The sequence below is a fragment of the Neorhizobium huautlense genome, from assembly GCF_002968575.1.
Taxonomy (GTDB): Bacteria; Pseudomonadota; Alphaproteobacteria; order Rhizobiales; family Rhizobiaceae; genus Neorhizobium; species Neorhizobium huautlense.
In genome coordinates this window covers 20,715-34,496 of sequence record NZ_PVBM01000016.1, presented here as the reverse complement: position 1 = coordinate 34,496, position 13,782 = coordinate 20,715, and the positions used below count along the sequence as shown (strand labels likewise).

The window sequence follows — 13,782 nt, the reverse complement described above, 5'->3', positions numbered from 1 at the left end:
AGACCGTCTTCAGGAGATCCTTCCCGCTACACCGAATGGCTGAACTGGCATCTTCAGAACCGGTTGAAGGTCTCATCAAGTGCGTGCTCGATATCGGCGATGAGGTCCTGCGGGTCCTCGAGTCCGATGGAAAGACGCAGATGGCCATACTTCTGGAAGTTTAGCGGATAGCGCTCGGCTCCGCCGCGACCGCTTCCTCCGACATGAACAATCAGCGTCTCATCATGACCGAGTGAAACAGCCGAAGTGATCACCTTCAGATTGGCGACGAAGCGGTTCTGAGCGTCCGGATCACCGTTGACAGCGAAGGCCATCACTCCACCATAACCCTTGCCTGCAAATTGCGCCTTTGCCAGCTGATGCTGGTCGTGGCTCTCAAGTCCTGGATAGGTGACATAGGCAACACGATTGTCGCCGGAAAGGTAATCCGCAACGGTCTGTGCGGTGGCGAACTGCTGCTTGAGGCGCAAGGGGAGGGTGACCGACCCACGGGTGATGAGCCAGGCATTGAACGGTGAAATCGTACCGCCGAGATCAACGAGGGCATCCGCCTTCACATGATGGACTAGATCCTTGGACCCAATCACCACCCCGCCCATCGCGTCACCATGACCATTGATATACTTGGTCAGGGAGTGGATGACGAGATCAGCGCCGAGTGCCAGCGGCCGGAAGAAGGGAGGAGGGGTAAAGGTTGAATCCACCGACAGAAGAGCTCCGGCTTCCTTGGCGATGGACACGAGCGTTGCGATGTCGGCGACTTTTGTGGTCGGGTTGGCAATCGTTTCGGTATGGATCAGCTTGGTGTTGGGCCGCACCGCCGCCCTCACCGCATCCATGTCGCCCATATCGACGAAGGTGGCCTCGATCTTGTAGCGCTGCGGCAGGAGTTCGGCAAAAAGCCGCCAGACCGCTTCGTAGGTCACGTCGCCGACGATGACATGATCGCCGCTCTTTAGGAAGGTGAAGAACACGGCATGAAGCGCTGCCACACCGGTTGCGAAGACGGCTGCGTCCTCGCCGCCTTCCATGGCCGCCAGCTTGCGCTGCAGGCAGATCTGATTGTGCCCGGAGTTTCGGGTGTAGGAGGGCGCCTCGGTGTCGGACCAGTCCATGGTCGAGGGGTCGTAGGGAAGAAGATACGAATTCGCCATGACGATCGGCGTGCGTATCGCACCTGACGTCTGGTCAATCTCGTTGCCGCCGTGTACCGAAAGCGTTTCGAAGGAGAGCGTTGAAAGCTCATGTTTGTTTGGTCTGGACATGTCGTGGCCTCTGGTTTTGTTCATGGGTCTTGACCGGCGCTATCGGCGCGTCGGCACAGCATTTTCAAGTTTCTGGAAGGCCTGAGTGATGAAAAAAGTCAGGCCGACATAGAAGAGGGTGACGAGAAGCAGTGGCTCGTAAACGAGCAGCGTATCCTGACGGATCTTGTAGGCGGCGCCGTATAGGTCCATCACCGTCACGGAAAAGACGATGGGTGTGGCTTTGAGCTGAAGGACCACCTCTCCGGCAAAGGTAGGAAGTCCGATCCTTATGGCGCGGGGAAGCCAGATACGGCGAAGAATCTTGGCTTGCGACATGCCGACGGCGCGGGCCGCCTCAAGCTCGCCCCTTGGGACCGCCAACATCGCGCCTCTGAGGATTTCTCCTTGGTAGGCTGCAAAATTCAGCGTTAGCGCAAGGGCAGCGAAGAAAAGGCCCTCCCTCAGCAGTGGCCAAAGGAAACTGGTTCTCAGCCCAGGCACATAGGGTAGATAGGTGCCGAGGCCGTAGTAGAGGAGCCAAAGCTGGATCAAGAGCGGCGTGCCACGGAAGAACGTGCAGTAGCCCTTTGACAGCCAGCGCGCGCCCGGGTTGCGGCCAACCTGGGCGATCGCCAGGAAGACCGCAAGCACAAAGCCGCAGGTCACCGAAATCGCAAGTAGCAAGCAGGTGAGGAACGCGCCTTGTATGAGCAGGTCTCGATAGGAAAAGATCCAGCTGAAATCCATGTCCAAACTCCCTTATGAAGCCGGCTTTTGTCCGCGGCGGAAGGAGACTTCGAGCGCAGAGAAGAGCATGTTTGAGACGATGGTGATCACGAGATAGAGGGCTGCAGCTGCGAGAAAAAACACCATGTATTCCTTGGTGTTGCTCGCAGCGACGCGTGCGGCCAGCGCCAGCTCCTGATAGCCGACGACGGCAATCAATGCGCTATCCTTGATAACCGACATCCAGAGATTGGCAAAACCCGGCAGCGCGTTCGGAATGAGACCCGGAAGCACGATCCTGCGGAAGCGCAGCGTCGGGCGCATGCCGAACGCCTTGGCTGCCTCCAGCTGTCCCACCGGAATTGCCAGGATTGCGCCGCGCAGGACCTCCGTCATGTAGGCCCCCTGTACGAAACCGAGCACCGCGACAGCCGCGACAAGGCCATTGACCTCGACAGGTCCGACGCCCGCCAAGGCAAGCAGGCGGTTTAGTCCGTCGGTTCCCGCATAGTACAAGGCAACGATCAAAATGAGCTCAGGAACGGCTCGAACGATTGTCGTATAAGCATTCAGAAGGGACCGCAGCGGGGGAATCCCACTCAGTTTTCCAAGGGCGCCGAAGAAGCCTATCATCATTCCGACCAGATACGCACCAGCCGAGATCAGGACGGTTGCCAGCGCACCAGCCAGCAACACGCCGCCCCACCCGGGTGGAGTCAATGACAACAGGTCCAGCGCTGAATGTGGAGTGTTCATGGGAAGTCTTCCAATCGGGTGTGCCGATCACCGCGGCTTGCGCGGCAATCGGCAGCGTCATCTGTCTCAATAGGGGTCGTAGTCGAAAAACTTCTTGCTGAATTCGGCGTATTCGCCGCTGGCTCTGACCGCTTTTATGGCGGCGTTCAGCCGTTCACGGAGCTCGTCATCACCCTTGCGCACACCGCCACCCACACCTGCGCCAAGAATGGCGTCATCCGGTTCGACATTGCCCTTGTACTCGCAGCATCCCTGTCCCAGATCGGTTTTTAGAAACTCCTTGAGCGGGCCCGTGTCAGCAAAGACATAATCGATGCGGCCGGACGCGAGGTCCTGAAAGGACTCATCGACTGTCGCGTAGCTTTTCTCGCTAGCGACGTCGGCAAAGTGCTCCTTGAAATATGCCGACTGGGTCGTCGAAACGGCAATGCCCACCGTTTTGTCCTTCAGTTCCTTGGCCGTGACCCCCATGGCGCCGTCCTTCGGGCCGATCATCCCGGCCAGTGCCGAATAGTACTTGTCGGTGAAGTCGATCCGCTTCTTGCGTTCGTCGGTGATCGACATGGAGGACCAGATCACGTCGATCTTCTTGCTTTCCAGTGCCGGAATGAGGCCATCCCACGCAACGTCGACGATCGTGCATTTCTCATTGAGTTCCTCACATACCGCGTCCATGAGGTCGATTTCCCAGCCAATCGCTTTACCGGAGGCGTCCTTGGTCGTGTAAGGCGGGTAGGCCTCGTTGACGATGCCAAAGCGGATTTCTGCATGCGCATCTGCCGCCATCATGAACAACGTGATGGCAAGCGCTTTTCCTAGGTGCTTCATTTGCATTCCCCTTTTTGCTGTTGAGACTGTTGAGTGGTCAGTGCGAACCGGCTGCAACGAATTCCTTGCAGCGAGCGCTCGTGGGTGCGCCGAAGACCTGTGCGGGGGAACCTTCTTCCTCCACTTGGCCCTGGTGCAGAAACATGACGCGTGTCGAGACATCGCGAGCGAACTTCATCTCGTGAGTGACCATGATCATGGTGCGACCCTCCTCTGCGAGGCCGCGGATGACTTTCAACACCTCGCCGACAAGCTCGGGATCAAGGGCAGAGGTCGGCTCATCGAACAGCATGACGGAGGGATCGACGCAGAGTGCACGGGCGATGGAGGCGCGTTGCTGCTGGCCGCCGGAGAGAAAAGCAGGGTAGGCATCCTTCTTCTCGTAGAGACCGACCTTTGCCAGCAGGGCTTCGGCCTTCTCGATGGCTGCTGCCCGCTCGACGCCGAGCACATGTACGGGTGCTTCGATGACGTTTTGAAGGATGGTCATATGTTGCCAAAGGTTGAAGCTCTGGAAGACCATGCCCAGGCCCGTCCTCAGCCTTTCGATCTGCCGCCAGTTGGCAGGCTGCGATTTTCCGTCCCGGCCGCTTCTGAACGCAACATCTTCGCCATTGATGCGAAAGGACCCACGATCCGGAATCTCAAGGAAATTGATGCAGCGCAGGAAGGTGCTCTTGCCGGAGCCCGATGACCCGATGATCGAAACAACGTCACCCTTTTCAGCCGAAAGGGAAATACCCTTCAGCACCTTGTGGGATCCATAGCTTTTATGAACGTCATTCACGACCAAGGCCGGCACGTGTGTCTCAGGGCGCATTGTTCCTCCTTTGCGATGCGACGTGCACCCACTCCTCCGGGCACAGCTTCGCCACCGCCACGTCGCCGCGACAAAAAATCGTTGATCTTAATCAGGGGTAACCGCTGGTCAGTCGGCCTTCGACGGAAACACGCCTCCATCGGTCAATATACTGACCTTCGCCGCCGGGCCTGCCTGCGTGTCCTGTGCCGTGAGGAGATGTCTATAGACCTCACAGCCAGGCGCCAGTTGCCGAAGCCCGTTCACCAGCATGTTCGCGGCCTCTTCAAGCGCCTCTTCCGGCATCGTCCCAAGGCTCTCGAGGATGAACCACATCCGGCCGCCGACAGAATCCAGCCGCGTGCGCGTTCCCTGCCGCCAGTTCCACCGGCGGCATGTCACACCCACGTCATCGCGCCAGATCACTTCGCCTTTGGACGGGTGCTCGATGATCGCCTCGCCGTTTGCAACCGTATCGAAGGCTTCCGTGCCGTCGGCGATCGACAGCCGCGGCTGGCCCACATAGGCATCGAAATTTTCGCCGCCAACCGGCACTGCAAAACGCAGGCTCACCGCGTTGTAAAGGTCAACCAGCGGGCCGATCGACGGAAGGCGACCGTCTTTGTCGACCCGCTTTTTCAGCGCCTGCGCAGAACACGGCGTTCGATTGGGCTTTGCGCCAAAGCGGCTATAGACTTCCGCCCAGGAAGCGAGATGCGCGTCCGCCCATTGCGGTCCGCCGGTGCGCACGAAATCACAGGCTTCCCCAAGGACGTCGCGGCTCATTGTGCCGCGCACCCCATCGTTGGCGTCAACCAGAATGCTGATCGCGCGAAAGTCCGGTGCGATTTTTACGATATCGGTGTCGATCACCGGAAAATCCAACATGCCCTCTAGCTCCCATTGACCAATTTGGTCTATGATATCGACCATGGAAAAGAAAGTCAATATATCGACCGAATCGGTCGCTGACGTCGAGCGCGTCAGCGCAACCGTCTCCCAAAACATGAAAACGTTCAGGCGCCAGAGCGGCCTGACACTCGACGAGCTCTCTCGGAAGTCCGGTGTGAGCAAGGGCATGCTCGTCGAAATCGAAAAGGGGACTGCCAATCCGAGCATCGCTACGTTGTGCCGGGCTGCAACGGCGCTCGGCGTATCGGTCGCCGATTTCGTCGGCGTCGCCTCGAGCGTTCCGGTCCGCATTGTCCCTCCGCAAGACGCTTCAACCTTGTGGCGTGGTCCAAAGGGCGGAAGCGCCACGCTTCTCGTGGGAACCAACGGGCCGGACGAGATCGAGCTTTGGCGCTGGACGCTGTTGCCTGGCGAAATTTTCGAATCGCCGGGCCATTCGCCTGGCACACTCGAACTTCTCAATGTCGAAGTTGGCGAACTCACCCTGAAGCTTGGCGAAAGCGAGTATCTGGTGCAGGCGGGGTCATCGGTCCTGGCGCGAACGGAAGACAAGCATGCCTACATGAATTGCGGAACCGCTGAATTGCGCTTCGTTATGACGGTGGCGGAACTGCAGCGGCCGCGGGTGCGAACCGGTCTTTAGATAGACAAGGGGGAGCACGAATGAACGGAAAGCACTCGCTTGGCGATCAGGACACCGGGGAAGCCGAAGCGGATTTCGAAGATCTCGGCTTTTCAACCCGCACGATACATGATCCGTTTCCATCAAAATTCGTGGGCTCCATCCCCGGCACATCTGCTTTGTCGGCTTGTGGCCGGGCCATCAAAGTCGGGTTTGATGGTCCGGACGGAGATCTTTCGGCCACAACACAACTTGAGGAGAAGCTCGCTCGTCTGGAAGGGGCGCAGGCGGGCCTGGGCCTCTCATCAGGCTTGACCGCCTTTCGCACTTTTGTCCGGTCATTGCTGTCGGCCGGAGACGAGATGATCGTTCACAGACCCGTCTGCACGGATACGGCCTATCTCATGTGGGAGATCGTTTCAGCGGTTGGCGCGAAGCTTGTCGCAACGGATCTTTCGGACGAAAAGGCCATCAACCATTCGGTCACAGCCCGAACGAGATTTGTCTATCTCGACACCCCCACCAATCCTCTCAACCAGGTGCTGGATGTTGCCAGAATTTCCGATCGTGCTCATACCCATGGCCTCAAGGTGGCAGTCGACAGCACGCTTGCAACGCCTGTGCTTCAGCGTCCGCTGGAACACGGGGCGGACATCGTTCTGCACTCCTTGTCGAAATACATAAATGGTCACGGTGACACCGTCGGAGGCGTGCTGCTTGGTGAGGCGAGGGTCATCCGACAGTTGAGGGAGGAGAGCCTTCGTCATCCGCATGAAACGGCCATCTCACCGCATGCATCGTTCCTGATATTGCGCGGCCTGAACACCTTGGCACTTCGTATGGATCAACATTGCAGTGCTGCGCACGCGCTTGCTCTGACCTTGGAAGCCCACCCCTCCGTGGCGTGGGTCAGATATCCTCTCTTGAGATCCCACCCGGACTATGAAACCGCCCGCCGTCAGATGACCGGCGGCGGCGGGATGCTTGCCTTTGGACTGCACCGGGGAGCTGATGCTGCGGCGGCAATGATCAAACGACTGAGGCTGATCACGCCTGGCGGCAATGTAGCAGAACTTGGCAGTTTCATTTGCGGTTCGTCTCGTCTCACGACGACCCGTCACCTCCCGCTCGCCGAGAGAGAGCTTTGCGATATCCTTGGCGAGGGCGTCATACGGTGCTCAGCAGGCCTTGAAGATGCCGAGGATCTCGTCGAGGATCTCCTTCAGGCCCTCGACTTCGAATGATCGGCGCCCGACTCGCAGGTGAAGATGATCGCACGCTGACAACACACGCGCCGGAGAGGGACGAATGATCGCTTAGGCCGGTCGATCCTCCTTGAGCAGCCTGTAGAGTTGCGCGCGGCTGATGCCGAGTATCTCGGCTGCGCGCTGCTTGTTGCCCCCCGCCTCCTGGAGAGCCGCACGAAGTGCTGTGTGGGTCTCGGATCTGACGCGGCTCTTCAGGTCTCCCCCCGCCTTGGCCGAGGTCGGGCGGGCCGCTGCCATCGACAAGAGCGATAACTTTCCCGTCACGACCATGCGCGTGAGTGCATTCTCCAGTTCCCGCACATTGCCTGGCCACTCGTGCGCAGCAATCAAAGCGTGGTCCTCGCATGTCAGCTCCGGCGCCGACTTTGAGAGCCTGCTCGCGATGCGCTCAAGCAACTGTTTGGCAAACAGATCGAGGTTTTCTCTTTCTCGCAAGGCAGGAACATCGATCGGCAATACGCTCAGACGATGGTAAAGATCTTCTCTGAACCGTCCCGCCTCTATCAGTTCGGCCAGCGGCCTGTTCGTCGCGCAGATGATGCGCACGTCGATGCTGACTGGATGAGTGCCGCCGACGCGGACGATCTCGCCAGTCTGCAAAACCCGCAACAGACTGCCTTGGAGGGTAAGCGGCATGTCGCCAATCTCATCCAGGAATATGACGCCCCCTGCAGCCAACTCGAATTTTCCCGGCTTGCCCTGACTGCGAGCGCCTGTGAACGCACCCCCGTCATATCCGAACAACTCCGCCTCGATCAGTTCGCTTGGTATCGACGCGCAGTTGACCCACACGAAGGGCATCGTACTGCGTTCCGACAGCGAATGTATCGCCTGCGCGGCCAGTTCCTTGCCGCTGCCAGTCTCCCCGCGTATGAGGACAGGCACATCATAGGCGGCCGCGAGTTTCAGGTTGTCACGGAACGCGTCCATCACCGCGCCAGTCCCGATGATATCGTCGAGGCCGAATTTCGATTGCCATGCCTTCGGTTTCGAGGGAATGGCAAGTTCCGCCTTCGAAATCCGGCTGTAGGTCTTCTTCAGAGCATTGTAATCGGAGAACAGCGCCAAACCCACGGCGCCGATGATCTGTCCGTCCTTGTGCACCGGCACCTGTTTCGTCACCAGCTTGTGGCCGCGCACCTCCAGCGGATAACCGATATGCGTGCCAATACCCCGGGCAACGAAATGAAGCCTGGTTTGCGGCCCGACCACGTCAGTTATGTGCCGTCCGAGAAACTCCTCTGCCTCGCCGCCAAGAAGGCGGCAATAGGGGTCGTTAATCAGGACAATCGTTCCTTCCGTGTCGACAGCGACAAGACAATCCGAGACGTGATCGAGAACGAGCCGGAGGAATCCGGCCTCTTCAGAGGAGCCTGAAAGCCATTCCGGAAGCGACATGTTCTCCTGCCTAGTTGTTCTGAGTGGCTACCACTTGCATCAGGCGCCAGAATGTCTCACATGCGAGACCTAAGGTGTAGCAGATTTGAGAACGAGTTCACAAGCACCGATACCAGGGCACGGCCTCGGCTCATCCAGATCTAATCGTAAACGCCTCAAATTCAATCGGTTACAAGTTCCTGCTCTCTCTCGAGGAGATTTGGCCCACGGCTTGCGATGCTATTCGCGCAAAATACCGAAAGGGGAGCAAATTATGCATACGGAAACAATTGAGATAGGCGACACGATCGTCCAAGTGTCGGGTGCAGGTGCACCGCTCGTCTTCGTGCACGGATTTACGACGACCGCCGAATTCTGGCGCGAGCAGGTCGAAACCTTCTCGTCCCGACACCAAGTCGTCCGCATCAACTTGCCGGGGCATGGTGTTTCGCCGAGGCCTGCCGGGCGTAGCTATACGATCGAGGCCTTTGCAAACGACGTGCTGGAAGTCTTCCGCAAGCTTGACATCCGGCAAGCTGTCCTAGTCGGCCTGTCGATGGGCGGAACCATTGCACAAAGCTTCACGCTCGCCCATCCGGAACGGGTACAGGCCCTGGTGCTTGTCGGAGCGACGCCGCATGGGCTTGGAGAAGACGTCAACGTTGATAACGTGCTCAAGGCAATTGACGAGCTCGGTGTCGTACAGGCCAGCCAGAACGTCATCGATCGGTCATTCGGCAGCGCAGCGAGCGAGGATCTCCTGCAGTTTGCTCGGCAGGAGGTGGCCCAGACCCCTGACTTCGTGGCGCGCGAGGCAATTGCCTCGCTGAATGCGTCCGACAGTCGTTCACGCCTCGCTGACATCAGGGTCCCGACACTGGTTGTCGTCGGAAACGAGGATATCATCACGCCTCCCGCAGAGTCGGTCATCCTGGCTGATGGCATACCGGACAGCAGATTAGAGGTCATCGAGGATGCCGGACACTTCCCGATGCTTGAGCAGCCTGGGAAATTCAATGACACGCTGGCGGCATTTCTGCAGGCTTGCGAGGATTCATCTTTTCAGGCGAGCAGCCAAGAGCGCTCGCGCCACGCGATCTAGGGGGAGGGCACAGTTATGTCTGTTCATGAGATTTCATCTGGAGCCGCTGCGACTGCAGAGGGCCTTGATCGGAACACGAAGCGCACGGTCTTTGCTGCGGCCCTCGGGACCGTTTTCGAGTGGTACGACTTCTTCATCTATGGGTCGCTTGCCGCCTTTTTCAGTACGCTGTTCTTTCCGAAGGGCAATGAAACCGCAGCACTTCTTGCCGCACTTGCGACCTTTGGCGCCGGCTTTGTGCTGCGGCCCTTCGGTGCCGTTGTCTTCGGACGCTTGGGTGACCTTGTCGGCCGGAAAAAGACCTTCCTGGTGACCATGCTTGTCATGGGCCTTGCGACGGCTGCCATTGGCCTTTTGCCGACCTACGAGACGATCGGGTGGGCAGCGCCTGCATTGCTCGTGACCTTGCGCCTTCTCCAGGGGTTGGCCGTCGGGGGTGAGTTCGGCGGTGCCGTCACCTATGTTGCCGAGCATTCCGACCACAATCATCGCGGTTTGACGACCAGTTGGATCCAGATCACCGCAACGCTGGGTCTCTTCCTGTCGCTGATCGTGATCGTGCTGTGCCGCAGTTCGATGTCGCCGGAATCCTTTGCAAGCTGGGGCTGGCGCTTGCCCTTCGTCGGATCGATCGTTCTTCTGGTTCTTTCGCTCTACATCCGCCTGAAGCTGCATGAATCGCCTGTATTCCAGGAGATGAAGGCACAGGGTAAGGGCTCGAAAAACCCGATCGCCGAGACCCTTGGAGATCGCCGCAATTTGCGTCTGATTCTGGTGGCAATCTTCGGTATCGTCGCTGGTCAGGCCGTCATCTGGTACACGGGCCACTTCTACAGCCTCTATTTCATGACGACGACACTGAAAATGACGCATGATCAGGCCAACTTCTACCTTCTGGTCGCGCTGACCCTCGGAACGCCCTTCTTCCTGTTCTTCGGCTGGCTCTCTGACCGGATTGGACGCAAGTGGATCGTTGTGACTGGTTGTGCACTGTCGGCGTTCCTCATCATGCCGCTGTTCCAGGCTCTGGGCACCTACGGCAATCCGGCGCTAGCTGAGTTCCGCGCGAAGACGTCGGTAACACTGGTTGGAAACGACTGCGACCATGATCAATCCTTCATAGGTCAATTGTTCAGCCCGCAAGCGACGACGGACTGCCAGAAGGTCAAGGCGCTTCTGACGGCACGGGCAGTCCCCTACACGGTCAAGACCGACGCGGAACCCTTGCGTGTGCAAGTGAACGGTGGTGACACCAAACCGTACAGCGAGGCAGAGCTGCTTGCAGATCTGACTGCAAGTGGTATGCCCGATCCGAAGGTACCTGTTCAACCGAACGGACCTATGGTGATAGGTATTCTGTTCTGCCTCGTTTTCCTGGCCACGATGGTCTACGGCCCGCTCGGAGCGCTTCTCGTCGAGCTCTTTCCCGTCCGTATACGCTACAGCGGTGTGTCGGTAGCTTTGCAGCTCGGCAATGGATGGATCGGTGGCTTCGCACCCTTCGTCGCGACGGCCGTGGTGATTGCAACCGGCAACATCTTCGGTGGGCTTTGGTACACCGTCGCATTCGCAGGACTGACAGCGGTGATCGGTGCGCTTCTCCTGCCAGAGACGCGCGGTCGTGACCTGAATACCTGATAAGGGACATGGCTCGCCAGGCAATTGTCTGTCACGGGGGGGCCTGTTCACTAACCGCCAGGTCGACGCAAGGGAGGTCCGGGCGAATGCCCGGACTTCTGTTAGAGGGCCCGCAAAATGCCGGTTTCCTGATAGACGTGGAGAGATCCCCATCCACGGCGCTTTTCAACTCACAAGCAGGCGGACCAAAGGGTTGAATCGTAACCGGCTGTACGCGGGCCCTCGGCCGTACTTGATGGCGCATGCTGCTGCATCGCCGATGGCAGTCTCGAAACGCCGCGGGGGCTTCGGATCCATCCCGCCAAGGAGAGACTTGTACGTCAACCAATCTTTGGATTGATGAGGAGGAGTTCATGTCAGCCAAAACCTATCCGGTGCTGAAATCGGCAAAAGTTCGTGCCCTGATCGATGATGAGAAGTACCAGAAGTGGTATCAGGAGAGCATCGAGGATCCCGAGAAGTTCTGGGGCAAGCATGGCAAGCGGATCGACTGGTTCAAGCCGTATACGAAGGTCAAGAACACATCCTTCAAGGGCAAGGTCCCGATCAAGTGGTTCGAGGACGGCCTGACCAACGTCTCCTATAACTGCATCGACCGTCACCTGAAGACGCATGGCGAACGCACCGCCATCATCTGGGAAGGCGACAACCCTTATATCGACAAGAAGATCACCTATAACGAGCTCTACGAGCACGTCTGCCGCATGGCGAACGTCCTCAAGAAGCACGGCGTGAAGAAGGGTGACCGCGTCACCATCTACATGCCGATGATCCCGGAAGCGGCTTATGCCATGCTCGCCTGCGCCCGCATCGGCGCGGTGCATTCGGTCGTCTTCGGTGGCTTCTCGCCAGAAGCGCTCGCAGGTCGCATCGTTGACTGTGAATCGACCTTCGTCATTACCTGCGACGAAGGCGTTCGTGGCGGCAAACCGGTTCCGCTGAAGGAAAACACCGATATCGCGATCGACATCGCTGCCAAGCAGTATGTGATCGTCAACAAGGTGCTTGTCGTGCGCCGCACCGGCGGCAAGATCGGCTGGGCGCCGGGCCGCGATATCTGGCACCATCAGGAAGTGCACACGGTCAAGGCCGAATGCCCGCCGGTGAAGATGAAGGCGGAAGATCCGTTGTTCATCCTCTACACCTCGGGTTCGACGGGTAAGCCGAAGGGCGTCATGCACACGACCGGCGGCTATCTCGTCTATGCGTCGATGACGCATGAATACGTCTTCGATTATCACGATGGTGACATCTACTGGTGCACGGCCGATGTGGGCTGGGTTACCGGTCACTCCTACATCGTCTACGGGCCGCTTTCGAACTGCGCCACGACGCTGATGTTCGAGGGTATCCCGACCTTCCCGGATCAGGGCCGCTTCTGGGAGGTGATCGAGAAGCACAAGGTCAACATCTTCTACACCGCACCGACCGCGATCCGCTCGCTGATGGGTGCCGGCGACGAGTTCGTGAAGCGCTCGGACCGTTCGTCGCTCCGCCTTCTCGGCTCGGTCGGCGAACCGATCAATCCGGAAGCCTGGGAGTGGTACTACAACGTCGTCGGCGAACAGAAGTCGCCCGTCGTCGATACATGGTGGCAGACGGAAACAGGCGGCATCATGATCACGCCGCTGCCGGGTGCGACCGCGCTGAAACCCGGTTCGGCCACGCGACCTTTCTTCGGGGTCAAGCCGGAGTTGGTGGACAATGAGGGTCAAGTGCTGGAAGGCGCGACCGACGGCAACCTCTGCATCACCGACAGCTGGCCGGGCCAGGCCCGCTCCGTCTACGGCGATCACGACCGCTTCGTGCAGACCTACTTCTCGACCTACAAGGGCAAGTACTTCACGGGTGACGGCTGCCGGCGCGATGAAGACGGCTACTATTGGATCACGGGCCGCGTCGATGACGTCCTGAACGTCTCCGGCCACCGTCTGGGAACCGCCGAAGTCGAATCGGCGCTGGTCTCGCACCACCTCGTCTCGGAAGCTGCTGTCGTCGGATATCCGCATGGTATCAAAGGGCAGGGCATCTACTGCTATGTCACCCTGATGTCGGGTCATGAGGGCAATGACGCGCTCAGAGCCGATCTGGTGAAACACGTCCGTACCGAAATCGGCCCGATCGCAACCCCGGACAAGATCCAGTTCGCGCCGGGCCTGCCGAAGACCCGTTCCGGCAAGATCATGCGCCGCATCCTGCGCAAGATCGCGGAGGACGATTTCGGTGCGCTCGGCGATACCTCGACGCTCGCCGATCCGGCTGTCGTGGATGATCTGATCGCGAACCGTCAGAATAAGGCGTCGGCGGCGGGTTGACTTTTCGCCGTGCAGATTGGGACGAACCAGTTGCATTGGCCTATTTCTGCGCAAACCAGTCCAAGAAGGCATTTTAGAGTTTGGAGTGGGAATAAAAGTAGTGCGCTTGAGCACTTGTTTTACGCGCTTTTAAGACAGAAGCATCCGGCGGCGAGGGCCGCCGGATGCTGGCATGCGAGAGCTGGTATTCAG

Annotated in this window: 12 protein-coding genes; 5 read left to right on the top strand and 7 right to left on the bottom strand. The window is 58.8% G+C overall.

Annotation, left to right across the window (positions count from 1 at the left end; genetic code table 11):
* Positions 1–53 precede the first annotated feature (53 nt).
* The 6 genes from C5L12_RS17515 to C5L12_RS17490 form a co-directional block, all read right to left on the bottom strand.
* On the bottom strand, positions 54–1,265 hold the full coding sequence (locus C5L12_RS17515) for a trans-sulfuration enzyme family protein (RefSeq protein WP_105373415.1): 1,212 nt from the start codon (positions 1,263–1,265) through the stop codon (positions 54–56).
* A 39-nt stretch (positions 1,266–1,304) separates the two neighbouring features.
* Positions 1,305–1,994, bottom strand: a complete 690-nt coding sequence (locus C5L12_RS17510) for an ABC transporter permease (protein WP_105373337.1) — start codon at positions 1,992–1,994, stop codon at positions 1,305–1,307.
* A 12-nt stretch (positions 1,995–2,006) separates the two neighbouring features.
* Positions 2,007–2,729 carry an ABC transporter permease gene (locus C5L12_RS17505; RefSeq protein WP_105373336.1) on the bottom strand — a complete coding sequence of 241 codons (723 nt, stop codon included), beginning with the start codon at positions 2,727–2,729 and terminating at the stop codon, positions 2,007–2,009.
* A gap of 66 nt (positions 2,730–2,795) precedes the next feature.
* Complete coding sequence (locus C5L12_RS17500) at positions 2,796–3,557, bottom strand: transporter substrate-binding domain-containing protein (RefSeq protein ID WP_105373414.1); 762 nt, start codon at positions 3,555–3,557, stop codon at positions 2,796–2,798.
* A gap of 37 nt (positions 3,558–3,594) precedes the next feature.
* Positions 3,595–4,377: an ABC transporter ATP-binding protein gene (locus C5L12_RS17495; RefSeq protein WP_105373335.1), complete on the bottom strand. Its 783-nt coding sequence runs from the start codon at positions 4,375–4,377 to the stop codon at positions 3,595–3,597.
* A 108-nt stretch (positions 4,378–4,485) separates the two neighbouring features.
* The gene (locus C5L12_RS17490) at positions 4,486–5,244 is read right to left on the bottom strand and encodes a B3/B4 domain-containing protein (protein WP_205839356.1); all 759 of its coding nucleotides are present in this window, start codon (positions 5,242–5,244) and stop codon (positions 4,486–4,488) included.
* 43 nt (positions 5,245–5,287) lie between these two features.
* On the opposite strand from C5L12_RS17490, the gene C5L12_RS17485 reads away from it, so the two are divergent.
* Both C5L12_RS17485 and C5L12_RS17480 read left to right on the top strand, forming a co-directional pair.
* Positions 5,288–5,911 (top strand): helix-turn-helix domain-containing protein, encoded by a 624-nt coding sequence (locus tag C5L12_RS17485; protein WP_105373334.1) that lies wholly within the window; start codon positions 5,288–5,290, stop codon positions 5,909–5,911.
* A 20-nt stretch (positions 5,912–5,931) separates the two neighbouring features.
* Entirely contained in the window at positions 5,932–7,134 is a 1,203-nt protein-coding gene (locus tag C5L12_RS17480; RefSeq protein WP_105373333.1) for a trans-sulfuration enzyme family protein, read from the top strand.
* Positions 7,135–7,206: 72 nt separating this feature from the next.
* Here C5L12_RS17480 and C5L12_RS17475 read toward each other — a convergent pair whose 3' ends face one another.
* Positions 7,207–8,556: a sigma-54 interaction domain-containing protein gene (locus tag C5L12_RS17475; RefSeq protein WP_105373332.1), complete on the bottom strand. Its 1,350-nt coding sequence runs from the start codon at positions 8,554–8,556 to the stop codon at positions 7,207–7,209.
* A gap of 253 nt (positions 8,557–8,809) precedes the next feature.
* On the opposite strand from C5L12_RS17475, the gene C5L12_RS17470 reads away from it, so the two are divergent.
* From C5L12_RS17470 to acs, 3 genes are all read left to right on the top strand, one after another.
* Positions 8,810–9,637 (top strand): alpha/beta fold hydrolase, encoded by an 828-nt coding sequence (locus C5L12_RS17470; RefSeq protein ID WP_105373331.1) that lies wholly within the window; start codon positions 8,810–8,812, stop codon positions 9,635–9,637.
* A 15-nt stretch (positions 9,638–9,652) separates the two neighbouring features.
* Positions 9,653–11,275, top strand: a complete 1,623-nt coding sequence (locus C5L12_RS17465; protein ID WP_105373330.1) for an MFS transporter — start codon at positions 9,653–9,655, stop codon at positions 11,273–11,275.
* A gap of 353 nt (positions 11,276–11,628) precedes the next feature.
* Positions 11,629–13,590: an acetate--CoA ligase gene (acs, locus tag C5L12_RS17460; protein WP_105373329.1), complete on the top strand. Its 1,962-nt coding sequence runs from the start codon at positions 11,629–11,631 to the stop codon at positions 13,588–13,590.
* Positions 13,591–13,782 lie beyond the last annotated feature (192 nt).

Excerpts from the sequence above, each read along its gene's own strand:
- C5L12_RS17515 (WP_105373415.1), bottom strand. The coding sequence starts at position 1,265 with ATGTCCAGACCAAACAAACATGAGCTTTCAACGCTCTCCTTCGAAACG.
- C5L12_RS17510 (WP_105373337.1), bottom strand. The coding sequence starts at position 1,994 with ATGGATTTCAGCTGGATCTTTTCCTATCGAGACCTGCTCATACAAGGC.
- C5L12_RS17505 (WP_105373336.1), bottom strand. The coding sequence starts at position 2,729 with ATGAACACTCCACATTCAGCGCTGGACCTGTTGTCATTGACTCCACCC.
- C5L12_RS17500 (WP_105373414.1), bottom strand. The coding sequence starts at position 3,557 with ATGAAGCACCTAGGAAAAGCGCTTGCCATCACGTTGTTCATGATGGCG.
- C5L12_RS17495 (WP_105373335.1), bottom strand. The coding sequence starts at position 4,377 with ATGCGCCCTGAGACACACGTGCCGGCCTTGGTCGTGAATGACGTTCAT.
- C5L12_RS17490 (WP_205839356.1), bottom strand. The coding sequence starts at position 5,244 with ATGTTGGATTTTCCGGTGATCGACACCGATATCGTAAAAATCGCACCG.
- C5L12_RS17485 (WP_105373334.1), top strand. The coding sequence starts at position 5,288 with ATGGAAAAGAAAGTCAATATATCGACCGAATCGGTCGCTGACGTCGAG.
- C5L12_RS17480 (WP_105373333.1), top strand. The coding sequence starts at position 5,932 with ATGAACGGAAAGCACTCGCTTGGCGATCAGGACACCGGGGAAGCCGAA.
- C5L12_RS17475 (WP_105373332.1), bottom strand. The coding sequence starts at position 8,556 with ATGTCGCTTCCGGAATGGCTTTCAGGCTCCTCTGAAGAGGCCGGATTC.
- C5L12_RS17470 (WP_105373331.1), top strand. The coding sequence starts at position 8,810 with ATGCATACGGAAACAATTGAGATAGGCGACACGATCGTCCAAGTGTCG.
- C5L12_RS17465 (WP_105373330.1), top strand. The coding sequence starts at position 9,653 with ATGTCTGTTCATGAGATTTCATCTGGAGCCGCTGCGACTGCAGAGGGC.
- acs (WP_105373329.1), top strand. The coding sequence starts at position 11,629 with ATGTCAGCCAAAACCTATCCGGTGCTGAAATCGGCAAAAGTTCGTGCC.